Origin of the sequence: Labilibaculum sp. K2S (genome assembly GCF_030372765.1) — a bacterium.
Lineage (GTDB): Bacteria > Bacteroidota > Bacteroidia > Bacteroidales > Marinifilaceae > Labilibaculum.
In genome coordinates, this window is record NZ_JAUCMW010000021.1 from 41,039 (window position 1) to 57,318 (window position 16,280).

The 16,280-nt window shown below is 36.4% G+C and carries 11 protein-coding genes; 6 read left to right on the forward strand and 5 right to left on the reverse strand.

Annotation, left to right across the window (positions count from 1 at the left end):
* The 5 genes from QUH73_RS17525 to QUH73_RS17545 form a co-directional block, all read right to left on the reverse strand.
* Window positions 1-934 (reverse strand): hypothetical protein (locus tag QUH73_RS17525; RefSeq protein ID WP_289531734.1); only part of this gene is annotated, 934 nt, incomplete at its 3' end.
* Between the two features lie 105 nt (window positions 935-1,039).
* Window positions 1,040-1,549 carry a hypothetical protein gene (locus QUH73_RS17530; RefSeq protein WP_289531735.1) on the reverse strand — a complete coding sequence of 170 codons (510 nt, stop codon included), beginning with the start codon at window positions 1,547-1,549 and terminating at the stop codon, window positions 1,040-1,042.
* Between the two features lie 23 nt (window positions 1,550-1,572).
* A complete protein-coding gene (locus QUH73_RS17535) occupies window positions 1,573-2,514 on the reverse strand; it encodes a pyridoxal-phosphate dependent enzyme (RefSeq protein WP_289531736.1) in 942 nt (313 codons plus the stop codon).
* Window positions 2,515-2,618: 104 nt separating this feature from the next.
* A complete protein-coding gene (hemL, locus tag QUH73_RS17540) occupies window positions 2,619-3,911 on the reverse strand; it encodes a glutamate-1-semialdehyde 2,1-aminomutase (protein ID WP_289531737.1) in 1,293 nt (430 codons plus the stop codon).
* A gap of 12 nt (window positions 3,912-3,923) precedes the next feature.
* Entirely contained in the window at window positions 3,924-4,628 is a 705-nt protein-coding gene (locus QUH73_RS17545) for a uroporphyrinogen-III synthase (RefSeq protein ID WP_289531738.1), read from the reverse strand.
* A 313-nt stretch (window positions 4,629-4,941) separates the two neighbouring features.
* Here QUH73_RS17545 and QUH73_RS17550 point away from each other — a divergent pair, with 313 nt between their 5' ends.
* From QUH73_RS17550 to secA, 6 genes are all read left to right on the forward strand, one after another.
* On the forward strand, window positions 4,942-7,137 hold the full coding sequence (locus QUH73_RS17550; protein WP_289531739.1) for a RelA/SpoT family protein: 2,196 nt from the start codon (window positions 4,942-4,944) through the stop codon (window positions 7,135-7,137).
* A 224-nt stretch (window positions 7,138-7,361) separates the two neighbouring features.
* Window positions 7,362-9,140, forward strand: coding sequence for a DNA polymerase III subunit gamma/tau (locus tag QUH73_RS17555; RefSeq protein WP_289531740.1), 1,779 nt, complete (start codon window positions 7,362-7,364; stop codon window positions 9,138-9,140).
* A gap of 246 nt (window positions 9,141-9,386) precedes the next feature.
* Entirely contained in the window at window positions 9,387-11,612 is a 2,226-nt protein-coding gene (locus QUH73_RS17560; RefSeq protein WP_289531741.1) for an NADP-dependent isocitrate dehydrogenase, read from the forward strand.
* 188 nt (window positions 11,613-11,800) lie between these two features.
* Window positions 11,801-12,313 carry a ferritin gene (locus QUH73_RS17565; protein WP_289531742.1) on the forward strand — a complete coding sequence of 171 codons (513 nt, stop codon included), beginning with the start codon at window positions 11,801-11,803 and terminating at the stop codon, window positions 12,311-12,313.
* Between the two features lie 96 nt (window positions 12,314-12,409).
* Window positions 12,410-12,799 (forward strand): hypothetical protein, encoded by a 390-nt coding sequence (locus QUH73_RS17570; protein ID WP_289531743.1) that lies wholly within the window; start codon window positions 12,410-12,412, stop codon window positions 12,797-12,799.
* A 105-nt stretch (window positions 12,800-12,904) separates the two neighbouring features.
* Window positions 12,905-16,201, forward strand: a complete 3,297-nt coding sequence (secA, locus tag QUH73_RS17575; protein ID WP_289531744.1) for a preprotein translocase subunit SecA — start codon at window positions 12,905-12,907, stop codon at window positions 16,199-16,201.
* The last annotated feature ends 79 nt before the right edge of the window (window positions 16,202-16,280 follow it).

Sequence of the window (16,280 nt, forward strand, 5' to 3'; positions counted from 1 at the left end):
CAACCACATACACAGGTTTGTTTTCAAACTGACTAAAAACACGTATGGCTCCGCCACTTCCACCTCCGGAAGTACCACTTTGTGATGGATTTCCTCCATTTCCAATTGCTTGATTGTAAGAAAACAAACTGTTTATAATTGTCCACGAAACTCCGATACTGCTAATTGCACCACCATTCGAACCAACATTTCCATATCCTTCGGCGCCACCAAAAGTGCAGTTAACCACATACACAGGTTTGTTTTCAAACTGACTAAAAACACGTATGGCTCCGCCACCAACATCGGATCCTGAATCGGCACAAACATTATTAAAGAAACGACAGTTAACAATCTTTAAACGACCACCACGAACCCAAATTGCACCACCACCATCATATAGATCTTCCGATCTTGAATTGCCATTGATAAAAGTAAGATTCTGCAAAGTTAATCTTGGATGATCTTGATTTTGACAGTGTGATGTAGTCCAGTGCTGATCTTGATCACAAGTGTTCATGTAAAGAATACGTGTTTTTCCTTCACCGCTAAGGCTTACTAAACCACCACCATCAATTACAATGTCTTTACTGGCGTCGTTAAATATTTTGGCTGTTTCTGTTAGTCTTATTGTAATTGGTTCCGATCCACAGTCGAATACAATCTTTCCTCCTAAAGCGACTGCATCAATAAAGGCTTGGGAAGTACAACTTTCCGGAGTTCCATTTCCAATAACTATGTCTGGTTGAGAAACATCTTCCAATTTTGCTTCTGTGGGAATAGAAGCATTTCCATTTGGATTTCCAGCGGTTGGTCCATTGTCAGATATTTCAATTAATTCCTGGCTTTGATCATTATCATCATGTTTATCCGAAGAACAGGATTGAATAAGAAGAAGGTAGATAAATAGGAGAGAGACCCTACGTGCTTTTAATCTAAACTGAATGGTTTTCATTCGGACAAATAATTAATATGAATAATCTTACTATATCTACTTAACGGTAAGATATTCTGTATTATTATCAGGATAAGAAAAATTAAACAGATGCGCATTGTGTTCTTATTTACTAATGGCTTTTAGTATTCTTCGGGCACGGGAACAGTAACCTGCGCTTCCATTTTCCATTTGTTCTTCGATCACGAGAGCTAGTTCATTTTGTATATCCGGTTCTTGTAAAGAGAAATTGTATAGAATTTGCATGGCATACACCTTTATTGCAATGGCTGATGTACTGGAAATCAACACATCAAAGCAGTAATTGATAAAATCACCGGATATATTGCTTGGAAGAGGTTCTAAGCTTATCAATTTTAAATACTGTCGTAATTTGCTTTCGTTGGTAAGTGAAGGAACAAGGTCAATCATTTGAGGAAGATACAAGCGAACCAAATCAGGAGCAATATCATAAATCTTATCTAAAATCCATGTTGCCCGCCAGGAATGTTTCTCATTGCTGATACAAATATCCCACAGTTCGTTTATATACGTGGGATTCTCTGCGATACTTCGAGCAACCAATCTGGCTTCTTCTTTTACCGGAAAAGGATCAAGTAGTTTTTTAAGTTCCATTGAATTTAAAATTATTGGTTTCCTTAAAATGGCAACTTACTTAACTCAACATTACCTCCCGAAAGAATGATTCCGATTTTTTGGCCTTTGTACTTTTTCTTCTCTTTTATCAGAGCAGCAAGAGCGACGGCGCTAGATGGTTCTGCAATAATCTTCATTCGCTCCCAAATCAGTCTCATTGCTGCAATTATTTCTTTTTCTTCCACTCTGATAATCTTTTCAACATGTTCTTTAATGATGGGAAATGTTTTATCTCCCAATGAGGTTAACAGACCATCAGCAATTGTTTGAGGATTAGTTTGCGGAACAACTTCTCCTTTTTGAAGCGACTGCCAGGCATCATCAGCACCCAGAGGTTCTCCTGCTACTACTTTGGTATTTGGGGAAAAGTGAAATGCAGCTAAAGCTGTGCCGGATAGTAAACCTCCGCCACCAACAGGAGCGAAAATTGTATCCAAATCATGATAATCTTCAATCAACTCCATTGCAGCAGTTGCCTGTCCTTCAATTACCTGATAATCATTGTAAGGATGCAAAAAAACCGCACCGGTTTTATTGACAACTTCGTTTAAAGTTGTTTCTCTTGCCTCAAGGGTTGGAATGCACTCAATAACTTCGCCACCATAACCTTTTACAGCTATTTTCTTTATTTCCGGGGCATTTGAAGGCATCACAATATATGCTTTAATGCCTTGTACTTTAGCTGCAAGAGCTATTGCCTGAGCAAAATTACCCGATGAATGAGTGGCGACTCCAAATTCTTTTTCTGTTTCAGTTAGTTGAAGAATTGCATTGGTAGCTCCCCGCATCTTGAATGCACCCATTTTCTGAAAATTTTCACACTTAAAGTAAATTTCAGCTCCAACAATTTCGTTAATGAGTTGTGAGCTCATAACGGGTGTTCTGTGAATAAACGGTTGTATTCTTTTGTGGGTTTTCTGTAAATTATCTTTTGTGATGATCATTTTATCGGGTTTTAGTTTGTAATTGTAACCCAACTCAAAGTTGGGTTACAAATATGCTTGAATCTTATAGCGAAATTACACTTTGCAGGTATTCAAAAAAGAAATTATTTCATTGCTTCAAGTGAATCTTTTGCAGCTTGAATGGTTTTATCAAGCATCGCATAGGTCAATGAATTAGACAGGAAATAACTCTCGAATGATGATGGAGGAAGATAAATGCCTCTTTTCAGCATTTCATGAAAGAATTTTGGGAATTTTTCATTGTTGGCTGTTGTTGCTGTGTCAAAATCAACAACATCAATATCCGTAAAGAAAATACTGATCATTGAACCGCAACGGTTAATTCTGTAATCAAAACCCGATTCCGAAAGTACCTTATCCAGTCCTTTGTGAAGATATTCTGTTTTATCCGCAAGTTCAGCGAAGTAGTGAGGGTTCTCGTTAAGCTCTTTTAACAGGGTTAATCCTGCAATCATAGCAATAGGGTTGCCCGATAGGGTTCCTGCCTGATAAACTGGTCCAACAGGAGAAACGACCTTCATGATTTCGTTGGGACCTGCATAAGCTCCAACAGGCATTCCGCCACCAATAACTTTACCAAAAGTTACCAAATCAGCCTTAACACCAAAGTATTCCTGAGCACCACCTTTTCCAAGACGGAAACCAGACATTACTTCGTCGAAAATCAATAGAATTCCTTCTTTGTCGCATAATTCACGTAAATCTTCCAGAAAACCTTTTTGGGGAAGAACACAGCCCATGTTTCCAGCAATTGCTTCCACTATAATAGCCGCAATTTCACCTTTATTTTCTGCAACTAATTGTTTTACGTCTTCAATATTATTGTATTTGGCAGTTAGAGTGTCGTTTGCTGTGCCAGGAGTAACACCTGGTGAATTTGTTACCCCAAAAGTACTTGCGCCGCTGCCGGCTTTAATTAAGAAAGAATCGGCGTGACCATGATAACAGCCTTCGAATTTGATAAATTTATTTTTTCCGGTGTAACCTCTGGCTACACGAATTGCACTCATACAAGCTTCAGTTCCCGAATTAACCATTCTTACCTTATCAATATTTGGAACCATGTCCACAATTAACTTGGCAATCTCAATTTCCAATTCAGTTGGAGCACCAAAGGATGTTGAATCTTCAACTTTTGCTTTGATGGCATCAATTACTTTTGGGTATGCATGCCCCAAAATCATTGGTCCCCATGATGAGATGTAATCGATGTACTCATTTCCGTCAACATCGGTAAGAATACTTCCTTTTGCTTTTTTAATAAACACAGGAGTTCCGCCAACAGATTTAAACGCTCTAACCGGTGAGTTTACACCTCCGGGAATGTATTTGCTGGCTTCGGTAAATAATTCGGAACTTCTTTTGTATTGATACATATTGTGTGGGTTTTATGAATTTAAGTAATTGTGACAAATTTCGAGTAAGGAATATACATTTGTATTTTCAGACATGACAACATGTTCGGAAAAATCCAGCAGTTTTACAGCAGTTGTACTTCCAATAGCAAAACAGGGAACAGTTTCGTTGATTTTGTATTTGCTAAAAAAGCTATGAACAGCACTCGGACTGCAAAAACAGATGGCATCAAAATCAGTAATGGTAACATCCGGTTGATGCAAATTTGTTTGGTAGCACTCTATTTCCTCAAAATCAAATTCTTTTTCAGTCATAAAATCAGAAATGCTGTTTTGCCTTAAATTTCCTGAAAAATGAATGTAAGAGGAGGCGCTTTGTTCTTCAAGCAATTCAATTAAAGATTGCGAGTTGTGTTGTTCTGGAAGTAAAGCTTCTATACCAATTTTGAGCAGTTCTTCTGCTGTTTTTTCTCCAACAGCAAATACTTTTTTTTCTTCCAATGCGATTAACGAACTTAGGTTTCTGGAAATACTCTTAACCGCATTCTGACTGGTGAAAATCCAATTTGATTCTGGTTTTGAGTTAATCAGATCTGTTTTTTCTTTAGAAAGAGGGATCAGATCAATTTGAATAAATGGTTTTGCTGTAACTGCCAGACCTAATTCTTCAGCATACATTATGTGTTCAGAACTTAGAGATCTGGTAAAAAGAATATTTTTTTTATCTGTTAGAGACATAAATACATTTCAAAATGATTTCTGATCGCAAGCTAACAAATTTAGTAAATCAGACCATTTTTTATGCTCTTGAAATGTATTATTTTATCAATTGATTGAAAATTAGATCTTCAGACGAGTATCTTTGAATAATTAGAATTTTGAATCGTTAAAAAGTATTAACCGGCTTGCCATTCAGTAATAGCTTTTATACTTTTAGTGTGCTTAATAAGGAGAAGGAGACCTTTATTTTGAATGATGAATGATCGTGATGAATCAGTTTTTTTTATCAATTTTTTAAACAAATCCAAGACTTAATAACAAGAAGATATTTATGACTGAATTCAACAGGGAAGAAGAAAGAAGACAAATTTTGTATCGATACAAACATTTACTGCTTACGTGTAAAAATATTGTAACCAGAGCGGATATAAAATTGGTTCGAAAAGCATTTGAATTAAGCTTAAAAGATCATGATGGTGAGAGAAGAAAGAATGGAGAACCGGCTATATATAAAAGCATTTCGATAGCTCAGATTGTTGTTGAGGAACTAGGGTTAGGAAGAACTTCAGTAATTTGTTCTTTGCTATATGATATCGTTCAAAAAGACCGGATTTCTTTAGACGAAATTTCGGAATTGTTTGGACCTAAAGTTACTTTAATCATACAAGGCTTGGTTAAGGTAACCAATATTTACAATCAAAATCCAAGTCTTCAATCAGAGAATTTCAGAAAGCTGTTATTAAGCTTTGCCGATGATGTTCGCGTAGTTCTTATTATTATGGCAGACCGATTGTTTAATCTCCGGAATCTGGAGAATAAATCGGTAGAGGAACAACAATCTTTATCCAAAGAAATAGAGTTTCTATATATTCCGTTTGCACATCGTTTGGGAATGTACAATGTGAAATCTGACATGGAGGATTTGGCATTGCGTTATTTAAATCCTGATGTTTACTTCGAGATTGAAAAGAAATTGAAGGATAGTGAGGAGCAACGACAAAAATATATTAAAGATTTTGTGGCTCCAATTAAAGCTGAATTGGATCAATTCGGGATGAAATACAAAGTAAAAGCACGTACAAAATCCATCGCTTCTATTCTTCATAAAATGCAGAAGAAACAGGTTGAGTTTGAAGAAGTTTACGATATATTCGCCATTAGAGTTATACTAAAAGCGACACCGAAAAAAGAGAAATCTGAATGTTGGAAAGTTTATTCTGCTGTTAGTGATTTGTACCGACCTAATCCGAATAGACTAAGAGATTGGATCACCATTCCAAAATCGAATGGGTATGAATCTCTACATACCACTGTTATGGGGCCTGATAATCGTTGGGTAGAGGTTCAGATTCGCAGCAAACGGATGAACCGAATTGCCGAGCAGGGGTTTGCCGCTCACTGGAAATATAAAGGTGGAAAAAGCGAAGAAGGAGGATTGGATGCATGGTTGCAGGATATTCGGGAAGTTATTGAAAGTCACGGAAGTGATTCCATCGATTTAATAGATAGTTTTAAAGCAGATTTATACCATAAGGAGATATATGTATTTACACCTAAAGGTGATTTAAAACAATTATCAGCAGGAGCAACTTTACTCGATTTTGCGTATTCAATTCACTCCGATGTTGGTGATAAATGTATAGGAGGTACAGTCAATCAGAAGAATGTCTCCATTAAGCAGGTTTTAAATAATGGAGATCAGGTTTCCGTAACTACCTCTAATTCCCAAAAGCCAAAATTAGATTGGTTGAATTTTGTGGTTTCTACAAAAGCGAAAAATAAAATTCGTCAGACGATAAAGGAGGAGATGCTTAAGGAGTCAGATCTTGGAAAAGAGACTCTGAAGCGCAGAATGAAGAATTGGAAAATTGAATTTTGTGATGAAAATATTAGAAAGTTAATGACTTTCTATAAGTACAAAATTGCTGCCGATTTGTATCAGGGAATTGCTTTGGAACAGCATGAATTATCTGAAATAAAAGATATTTTAACTGATAAAAAAGAAGTTGAGAAGAATGTTCCTGAAGAACGTCCTGATTATTCTTCGAAGAAAATCACGAAAGAAGGCGAAGACGTATTAATTGTTGATGAGAACGTTTCTAATGTTGAATATTCATTGGCAAATTGTTGTAATCCAATTTTTGGTGATGAAATTTTCGGATTCATTTCAATCGGTAAAGGCATTCGAATTCACAGATTGGGTTGTCCTAATGCCAGCGAAATGCAGACTCGTTATCCATACCGGGTTGTGAAAGCAAATTGGACTGATAAAGGTTCGGCATCTTATCAGGCCGTATTGCACATTACAGGAGATGATGAGCTGGGAATTGTAAGTAATATATCCGATGTTATTTCTAAAGACCTTAGGGTTCAAATGAGATCGATCTCTGTCGATACGAACGCAGGCTCCTTTGTAGGTAATGTTACTGTTATAATTGCAAGTACCGAGCATCTTGATACCTTAATTGTGAAATTAAAACGCGTAAAAGGTGTGCATCGTGTTACAAGATACGATCCTGTAAGTTAGCGGAGTACAAAGAATATACGAAAGGAATGGAGCTGTAATGCTGTATCTCTTTTTTATGCAGATAAATATCTTCAATATGACATCCTGATTAATAGGCTTGCAATAAGAAGTTTAGGTGTTTTTATTGAAAATCCTGCAACTCCTTTGGTGTTTTATTTATATTGATTCAGTATATTTGAGTTTCTAAAAAAAATGAAACCAATTTGGTTTTTTTGTCAGAGTTTATGGAGAATTATATTGTTTCAGCACGTAAATACCGCCCTTCGATTTTCTCATCGGTTGTAGGTCAGCAGTCCATTACAGTCACCCTTAAAAATGCCATTAAAAACAATCATTTGGCTCATGCCTATCTGTTTTGCGGCCCTCGTGGTGTTGGAAAAACTTCCTGTGCAAGAATATTTGCAAAAACAATTAATTGTTCCAATATTAGTTCTGATTTTGAAGCATGTAATGTGTGTGAATCATGTGTTGCATTTAACGAGAATCGCTCTTACAATATTCACGAATTAGATGCCGCATCGAACAATTCTGTTGAAGATATTCGCTCCTTAATTGATCAGGTTCGAATACCGCCACAAATTGGCCGCTATAGTATATATATTATTGACGAGGTTCATATGCTTTCGGCTTCGGCATTCAATGCTTTTCTGAAAACTCTGGAAGAACCTCCGGCTCATGCTATTTTTGTGCTGGCAACAACCGAGAAACACAAAATACTTCCTACAATTCTGTCGCGTTGTCAGATTTTTGATTTTAATCGGATCAAAGTTGAAGATGCAGTTAAACATCTTAAAGAAATTGCAGAAAAGGAATCTGTTGTAATTGAAGAGGAAGGTTTAAATGTTATCGCTCAAAAGGCGGATGGAGCTATGCGTGATGCTCTTTCTATTTTCGATCAAATTGTTAGTTTTTCTGGTAAAGAGATCTCTTTCGAAAGTGTAATTCAGAATTTAAATGTTTTAGATTACGATTACTATTTTAAAATGGTAGATGCTTTTCTGGATGGAAAAGTAAGTGATGTTCTTCTCATGCTTAATGAAATTCTTGAGAAAGGATTTGACGGGCATCACTTTGTTGCTGGCTTGAGTGCTCATATTCGTGATGTATTGGTAGGGAAAGACCCTGCAACAATTCAATTGCTCGAGGTTAGCGATTCGGTAAAACAAAAATATGTAGAGCAGTCCAAAAAATGCCCGCTCGATTTTCTGTATGAAGCACTCAAAATTTTAAATCAATGTGATATTGGTTTTAAAGCAAGCCAAAATCAAAGACTTCTTATCGAATTAAGCTTAATTCAATTATCACAGATAGTTGAATTAAAAAAAAAAGGACTTGAATTAAATCTGAACTCAAAAAAACTTCAGAAAATAATCGTTGATGAAGAAGCCATAAGCACTGTGGTTAAACCATTGATTACTCATAATTCAAATGTTCAAACAACACAAACTGTAAGCGATACCAGTGGCGTTTACAATAGAAATAAGGAAAAGAGCAATGGCGCAGGTATTACTTCAAAATCCAGCTTTGCAGGTTCCGTCTCTATCAAGCAAGCTTTAAATAGTGGTATTTCACGTACCAATATTGCAAGCAAACCCAAAGATAAAAAGGCTGTAAGTACTATTGAATCTATTGTTACCGGCAGTGAACCAATTACACAGGAAAAGCTGGAAGCAAAGCTAAAAGAATATATAATTGTCAAGGGGAAAAGTGATCGTATTCGATTAGCGATCACGGTTAACAAACCGAAAATAGAAGGGACTGACCGTATTGTTCTAATGGTTAGCAATCCTTTACAGGAAGATGACGTTATCTCTGTTAAAAATGAGGTGAGGAACTATTTGAGAAAAGAATTAAACAATTCGGAAATTCAGATTGAGACGGAAATCATTCAGACAAAAACAGCAAAAAGAATGTATACCGATTCGGATCGATTTAATTATTTGTGTGAGAAAAATCCGGCTTTAGGACTGCTTAAACAAAAATTCTCCCTGGATTTTGAATAAAAATTGAAGATATGATATACAGCATATATATACTGGTTTAAATTAGGCTTCTGTTTTTGTACAGAAGCCTAATTTTTAGGTAGTTGTAATTAAGGAAAAAAATCGTTAAAAAAATAGATTCTTTTAAATCGGAAAATAAAAAAAATACATATGTTTACTCTGAATTTGAGATGTGATTATTTCAAATTTCAATAAGTAAACAGAGACTTTTTATTAATTATTAAATCACTCAAAACAACAACCAAAATGGCACAGAAGTCAAAAATCATTTACACGAAAATTGATGAAGCTCCAGCCTTGGCGACGTATTCGTTATTGCCAATTATCAAAGCCTTTACTAAAACTTCAGGCATTGAGATCGAAACCAAGGATATTTCTCTTACAGGAAGAATTATTGCCAACTTCCCTGAGAATTTAACTGAAGAGCAAAAAATTCCTGATTATTTGGCTGAATTAGGTGCTCTTTCATTAACTCCGGAAGCAAACATTATTAAATTGCCAAATATTAGTGCTTCAATTCCTCAATTGCAGAAAGCTATCGCTGAGTTACAGGAAAAAGGATATAATATTCCAACTTACCCGGAAGAAGCTAAAACAGATGAAGATAAAGCACTTCAAGTAAGATTTGCAAAAGTTTTGGGTAGTGCGGTAAATCCGGTTTTACGCGAAGGTAACTCTGACCGTCGGGCAGCAGGTTCTGTTAAGCAATATGCTAAGAATAACCCACACAGAATGGGTAAGTGGTCTGCAGATTCAAAATCTCACGTTGCTCACATGACAGAGGGTGATTTTTACGGTTCAGAGAAATCGGTGACCATGCCCAAAGCAACTAACGTGCGCATAGAGTACGTTGATAATGCAGGTAATGTAACTGTACTGAAGGAGAAACAAGAACTTTTGCTTAATGAAGTTATTGACTCATCAGTGCTGAATGTGAAAGCATTACGTGCTTTCTATGCTAAAGAAATTGCTGCGGCTAAAAAAGAAGGATTACTATGGTCGCTGCACCTTAAGGCAACCATGATGAAGATTTCTGATCCTGTAATGTTTAAGCATGCTGTTGAAGTTTTCTATGAAGAAGCTATTGCCAAGCACGCTGATACTATTAAAGAATTAGGAGTAAATTTCAACAATGGATTAGGCGATCTTTATAATAAAATTCAAAATCTTCCTGAAGCTAAGAGAACTGAAATCGAAGCTGATATCATGGAAGTGTACAAATCCCGCCCTGATATTGCAATGGTTGATTCTGACAAAGGAATCACTAATCTGCACGTTCCAAATAACGTAATTATTGATGCTTCGATGCCGGTTGTAGTTCGTGATGGCGGAAAAATGTGGAACTCTGCCGGAGAACTTCAGGATACTAAAGCATTGATTCCAGACAGATGTTATGCTACTATTTATCAGGTTTGTTTCGACGATTGCAGAAAAAATGGTGCTTACGATGTAGCTACCATAGGATCTGTATCGAATGTTGGTTTAATGGCTCAAAAAGCAGAAGAGTATGGATCACATGATAAAACGTTCATTGCTCAGGGCGATGGTGTTATTCGCGTTGTAGAATTCGAAGGAACCATTGTAATGGAGCAGAAAGTTGAAAAAGGTGATATCTTCAGAATGTGTCAGGCTAAAGATGCTCCTATTCAGGATTGGGTTAAATTAGCTGTGAACAGAGCTAAAGCAACGAACACTCCAGCTATTTTCTGGTTGGATAAAAATCGTGCTCATGATGCTCAGTTAATCAAAAAAGTAAATACTTACTTAGCTGATCATGATACTACAGGTTTAGACATTCGCATTTTGACTCCGGATGATGCAATTGCATTCTCATTGGAAAGAATCCGTAAAGGGGAAGATACAATTTCGGTAACCGGTAACGTATTGCGTGATTATTTAACAGACCTTTTCCCAATTTTGGAATTGGGATCTTCTTCTAAAATGCTTTCTATCGTTCCTTTGATGAATGGTGGAGGATTGTTCGAAACAGGCGCAGGAGGATCAGCTCCAAAACATGTTCAGCAATTTATGGATGAAGGTCACTTGCGTTGGGATTCTCTTGGGGAATATTTAGCATTAGGTGTTTCTTTAGAGCACTTGGCTAATGTTTATAATAATGAGAAGGCTGCTTTATTTGCAGAAACTCTTGATTTAGGTGTGAGCAAATTCCTGGAAGAAAGAAAATCGCCATCACGTAAGGTGAATGAGTTGGATAACCGTGGTTCTAATTTCTATTTGGCTATGTATTGGGCTCAAGCTCTTGCCGCACAAGATAAAAATGCTGAATTGAAAGCAATTTTCACAAAAGTAGCTCAGGATATGGAAGCTAACGAAGAAAAAATCGTTACTGAATTGAATGATGCTCAGGGTGCACCTATGAATATTGGTGGCTATTATATGCCAAATGAGGAATTGGCAAATAAGGCTATGCGTCCCAGTGCTACTTTAAATGCGATAATCGACGCTATTTAATAAATATTTATAGCCTAAACGGATAAAATTTAAGGTCTTCCAGTTTGGAAGGCCTTTTTTTGTTCAACAAATATGGTATTTAGTCTGATTTTAAATTAGGTTTAAAGCTACGGTTTGCAATGCTTAGATTGGCATATTTCTCTTACATTTGATGTGGAATTTGAACTTACTTAAAAACATTATACGTTATGGCTATTAGTAAAAAAGTAGAAGAAATCTTGAACAAGCAAATCAATGCTGAATTTTGGTCTGCTTATTTCTATTTATCAATGTCGAACTATTTCAATGCGAATGGAATGCCAGGTTTTGCAAATTGGATGAAAGTACAATTTCAGGAAGAAACTTCACATGCGATGAAAATGTTGGATTACGTAAATGAACGTAGCGGAAGAGTTATTTTGGAGCCGATTGCAGAAGTTCCTTCTGATTGGAATGGTGTATTAAATATTTTCGAAGAAACCTTAAAGCACGAAGAGCATGTGACCAGCTTGATTAATGGCTGTGTAAATATTGCTATTGAAGAAAAAGATCACGCTTCAGTGAATTTCATGCAGTGGTTTGTTGACGAGCAGGTAGAAGAAGAAGCTACTGTTAATGAAATTATTGACCAATTAAAAATGTTTGAAGGAAAAGGTCATGGTTTGTATATGATGGACAAAGAATTTAAAGCCAGAGTCTTTGTTGATTCAACTCAAGTCTAGTTTAAAAAATAGATATACTCAAAAGCCTTACATATGTGAGGCTTTTTTTATGATGTAGAACTGTTAAGTCAATAAAAATATTTACTTTTGGGTTCAATGGACATGAATAGATATCTCATAGTAGTATTTTGTGTGCTCACAGGATGTGCAGCAGCAGTTCCTATGGCCAATGGTCAGGATTTAACTGTTGATCATCAGCTGTTTGCAGATTGGTATGCCGATCATATCCAGAATCTTGATGAATCTTATTCATCAACAATACTTGCACATACAGAGCAGGATCAATTTGCAGGGAAATACATTCCAAATGTTGAAAATATTTCTTTACTTGAGAATTTGCCTAAATTCCCTGTAGTTAATCAAGCTATTCCATTGGTAAGTATTCCAATATGGTTTGATTATCATTACTGCTCCGTTTTTCGGGATGTTCTTATTAGTACAATCCCTGAGGGTGATTTTCATATCAGAGCCCCTGTTTTAGCTTAACTTTCCTTTCCTGTTTTTCAATAGGAAATATCACTTGTTATATAATAATATTGTTTTCAACCTTTTGGCTGAGAATATTTTACACATCGAAATCAACAAATCAAAATGGGTTTTATAGATAGTACATTGGGTAAACTGTTTGGTAATAAATCAGATAGAGACCTTAAAGAATTGAGTCCTTATTTAGGGAAAATTAAAGCAGAATACGACAGAGTTACTATTTTAAGTAATGATGATCTTCGTGGAGAATCAGATAAATTAAAGCAACGTATTCAGGATTTTATTCAAGCGGAAAAAGACGAAATACAGAGTCTTAAAGATAAAGTTGATACTGGTGAATTATCAATCAACGAAAGAGAAGAAATCTACGATCAGATTGACGAAATTGAAAAGAAAATTGATGACAAAATAGAGGAGGTATTAGAAGAGATCCTTCCTACTGCTTTTGCGGTTATAAAAGACACCGCCCGCAGATTTACCGAAAATGCGGAATTGGAAGTAACGGCATCTAAATTTGATCGTGATTTAGCTCCCTATTACGATAACATACAAATAGATGGAGATACTGCCGTATATTTTAATTCATGGGTTGCTGGTGGAACGGAAATTACATGGAATATGGTTCACTATGATGTTCAGCTAATTGGAGGTACTGTTCTTCATCAAGGAAAAATTGCTGAGATGGCAACAGGTGAGGGTAAAACTCTTGTGGCTACATTGCCTGTGTTTCTGAATGCATTAACCGGCAGAGGAGTTCACCTGATTACTGTGAATGATTACCTGGCAAAACGTGACTCGGAATGGATGGGACCAATATACCAATTCCACGGACTATCTGTTGACTGTATCGATAAGCATTCTCCAAACTCAGATGCGCGTAGAAAAGCTTATGCTTCTGATATTACTTTTGGAACCAATAACGAGTTTGGTTTTGATTACCTGCGTGATAATATGGCAACTAATCCTAAGGATTTGGTTCAACGTCGTCACAATTATTCAATTGTCGATGAAGTTGATTCGGTTTTGGTTGATGATGCGCGTACTCCATTGATTATTTCCGGTCCAATTCCAAGAGGTGAACATCAACAGTTTGATGATCTAAAACCAAAGGTTCAAAAATTGGCAAAAGCTCAGAACGATTTGGTAATGAAGATTTTTACCGATTCTAAAAAATTACTGAACAGCGAAGATAAAAAGGATCAGGAGGAAGGTGCAAGACTGTTGCTTAGAACCTACAAGGGGTTGCCTAAAATGAAGCCGCTTATTAAATTTTTAAGTGAGCAGGGAAATAAGGCCAATCTTTTGAAAACGGAAAATTTCTACATGCAGGAGAATAACAAAAACATGCACATCATTACTGATGAGTTGTATTTTGTTATTGATGAAAGGCATAATTCTATTGAACTTACAGATAAGGGAATTGATTTGATTAGTTCTGATGTTGAAGATTCAGGTTTCTTTGTATTGCCTGATATTGGATCAGAAGTAGCAGCAATTGAAAAATCAGATCTTTCGGAGGAAGAAAAAGTAGCCAAGAAAGATGAAATGATTCAGGCTTATTCGGTAAGATCAGAAAGAGTTCACACGATCAATCAATTATTAAAAGCATATACTCTTTTCGAAAAAGATGTAGAATATGTAATGATGGATGGTAAGGTGAAGATTGTAGACGAGCAAACCGGTCGTATTATGGAAGGCCGTCGTTATTCAGACGGTTTGCATCAGGCAATTGAAGCCAAAGAAAATGTGAAAGTGGAGGCTGCAACTCAAACATTTGCTACCATTACTCTTCAGAATTATTTTAGAATGTATAATAAGCTTGCCGGTATGACCGGTACTGCCGAAACAGAGGCAGGTGAGCTTTGGGATATTTATAAATTAGAGGTAGTTGTAATTCCAACCAACCGTCCGATTTGTCGCGATGACCGCGAGGATTTAGTTTATAAAACAAAACGTGAAAAATATTCTGCGGTAATTGATGAAATTGTAGATCTGGTGAATGCTGGTCGTCCGGTTTTAGTGGGTACAACTTCTGTTGAAATTTCGGAATTACTTGGTCGTATGCTTAAAATAAAAGGGATTAAGCACAATGTACTGAATGCAAAATTACATCAGCGCGAAGCAGATATTGTTGCGGAAGCGGGTCAATCGGGAACTGTAACCATTGCAACAAATATGGCTGGTCGTGGTACGGATATTAAGCTAAGTGATGAAGTAAAAGCTGTTGGTGGTCTGGCCATTATTGGTACTGAGCGTCATGATTCCCGTCGTGTCGATCGTCAGTTGCGTGGTCGTGCCGGTCGTCAGGGAGATGTTGGATCATCTCAATTCTTTGTGTCTTTGGAAGATGATTTGATGCGTTTGTTTAGCTCAGATCGTATTGTAAAGTTAATGGATAGAATGGGACTGAAAGAGGGTGAAGTAATTCAGCACAGCATGATTACTAAATCCATAGAACGTGCCCAGAAGAAAGTGGAAGAAAACAACTTCGGTATTCGTAAAAGATTATTGGAGTACGATGATGTAATGAACTCTCAGCGTGAGGTTATTTACAAGCGTCGTCGCCATGCATTGTTTGGTGAGCGTATTCAGGTAGATATTGCCAATATGATGTATGATATGTCAGAATTAATTGCAAATGAATATCATGGCGGTGATTTTGAGGAATTTAAAATGGATTTAATCCGCACTTTCTCAACCGAATCTCCGGTAAGTGAAGAGGAATTCATGAAGGAGAAGCCTGAAGAAATTACAGAGAAAATTTACGCTGTCGTTTTGGATAACTACAAACGAAAAGTGGAAGCCATTAGTAAGCAAGCTTATCCGGTAATTAAAAATGTATACGAATCAAAAGCAGAAATATATGAGAACATTGTTGTTCCGTTTTCTGATGGATCTAAAATGTTTCAGGTAGTAACCAATTTGAAGAAAGCTTACGAAAGCAAGGCTGAAGATTTGGTTCGTTCTTTCGAGAAGGTTTCTATTCTTGCAACTATTGATGATGCCTGGAAAGAGCACTTGCGTGAGATGGATGACTTGAAACAATCTGTTCAGAATGCTTCTTACGAACAAAAAGATCCATTGTTGATCTACAAATTTGAATCGTTCAATTTGTTTAAAACAATGATTGAAACGATAAATAAGAGTGTTGTCAGCAGCTTAATGAAAGGTCATATTCCATTATCGGATCCTGAAGATGTTCGTAAGGCAGAAGAGCGTAAAAGAACCGATTTAAGCAATTTGAAAACTACAAAAGAAGAAGTAGGAGGAGGCAGAGAAAGACCGGAACCTAAAAAACCGGAACCTGTTCGTGTAGCTCAAAAAGTTGGACGAAATGAACCTTGTCCTTGTGGTAGTGGTAAAAAATTCAAACAATGTCATGGAAAAGGAGTTCCGGCTTAATTTCCATAATTAAAAAAATCATACTAAATTCACATGGATTGTTTCGACTTGCGAAACAATCCATTTAGTTTTACTTACC

What these genes read in the sequence shown, in the direction of transcription:
- QUH73_RS17570 (WP_289531743.1), top strand. Translation starts at nt 12,410, where the DNA reads ATGGACATGAATAGATATCTCATAGTAGTATTTTGTGTGCTCACAGGA.
- QUH73_RS17560 (WP_289531741.1), top strand. Translation starts at nt 9,387, where the DNA reads ATGGCACAGAAGTCAAAAATCATTTACACGAAAATTGATGAAGCTCCA.
- QUH73_RS17555 (WP_289531740.1), top strand. Translation starts at nt 7,362, where the DNA reads ATGGAGAATTATATTGTTTCAGCACGTAAATACCGCCCTTCGATTTTC.
- QUH73_RS17545 (WP_289531738.1), bottom strand. Translation starts at nt 4,628, where the DNA reads ATGTCTCTAACAGATAAAAAAAATATTCTTTTTACCAGATCTCTAAGT.
- QUH73_RS17550 (WP_289531739.1), top strand. Translation starts at nt 4,942, where the DNA reads ATGACTGAATTCAACAGGGAAGAAGAAAGAAGACAAATTTTGTATCGA.
- hemL (WP_289531737.1), bottom strand. Translation starts at nt 3,911, where the DNA reads ATGTATCAATACAAAAGAAGTTCCGAATTATTTACCGAAGCCAGCAAA.
- QUH73_RS17530 (WP_289531735.1), bottom strand. Translation starts at nt 1,549, where the DNA reads ATGGAACTTAAAAAACTACTTGATCCTTTTCCGGTAAAAGAAGAAGCC.
- QUH73_RS17535 (WP_289531736.1), bottom strand. Translation starts at nt 2,514, where the DNA reads ATGATCATCACAAAAGATAATTTACAGAAAACCCACAAAAGAATACAA.
- secA (WP_289531744.1), top strand. Translation starts at nt 12,905, where the DNA reads ATGGGTTTTATAGATAGTACATTGGGTAAACTGTTTGGTAATAAATCA.
- QUH73_RS17565 (WP_289531742.1), top strand. Translation starts at nt 11,801, where the DNA reads ATGGCTATTAGTAAAAAAGTAGAAGAAATCTTGAACAAGCAAATCAAT.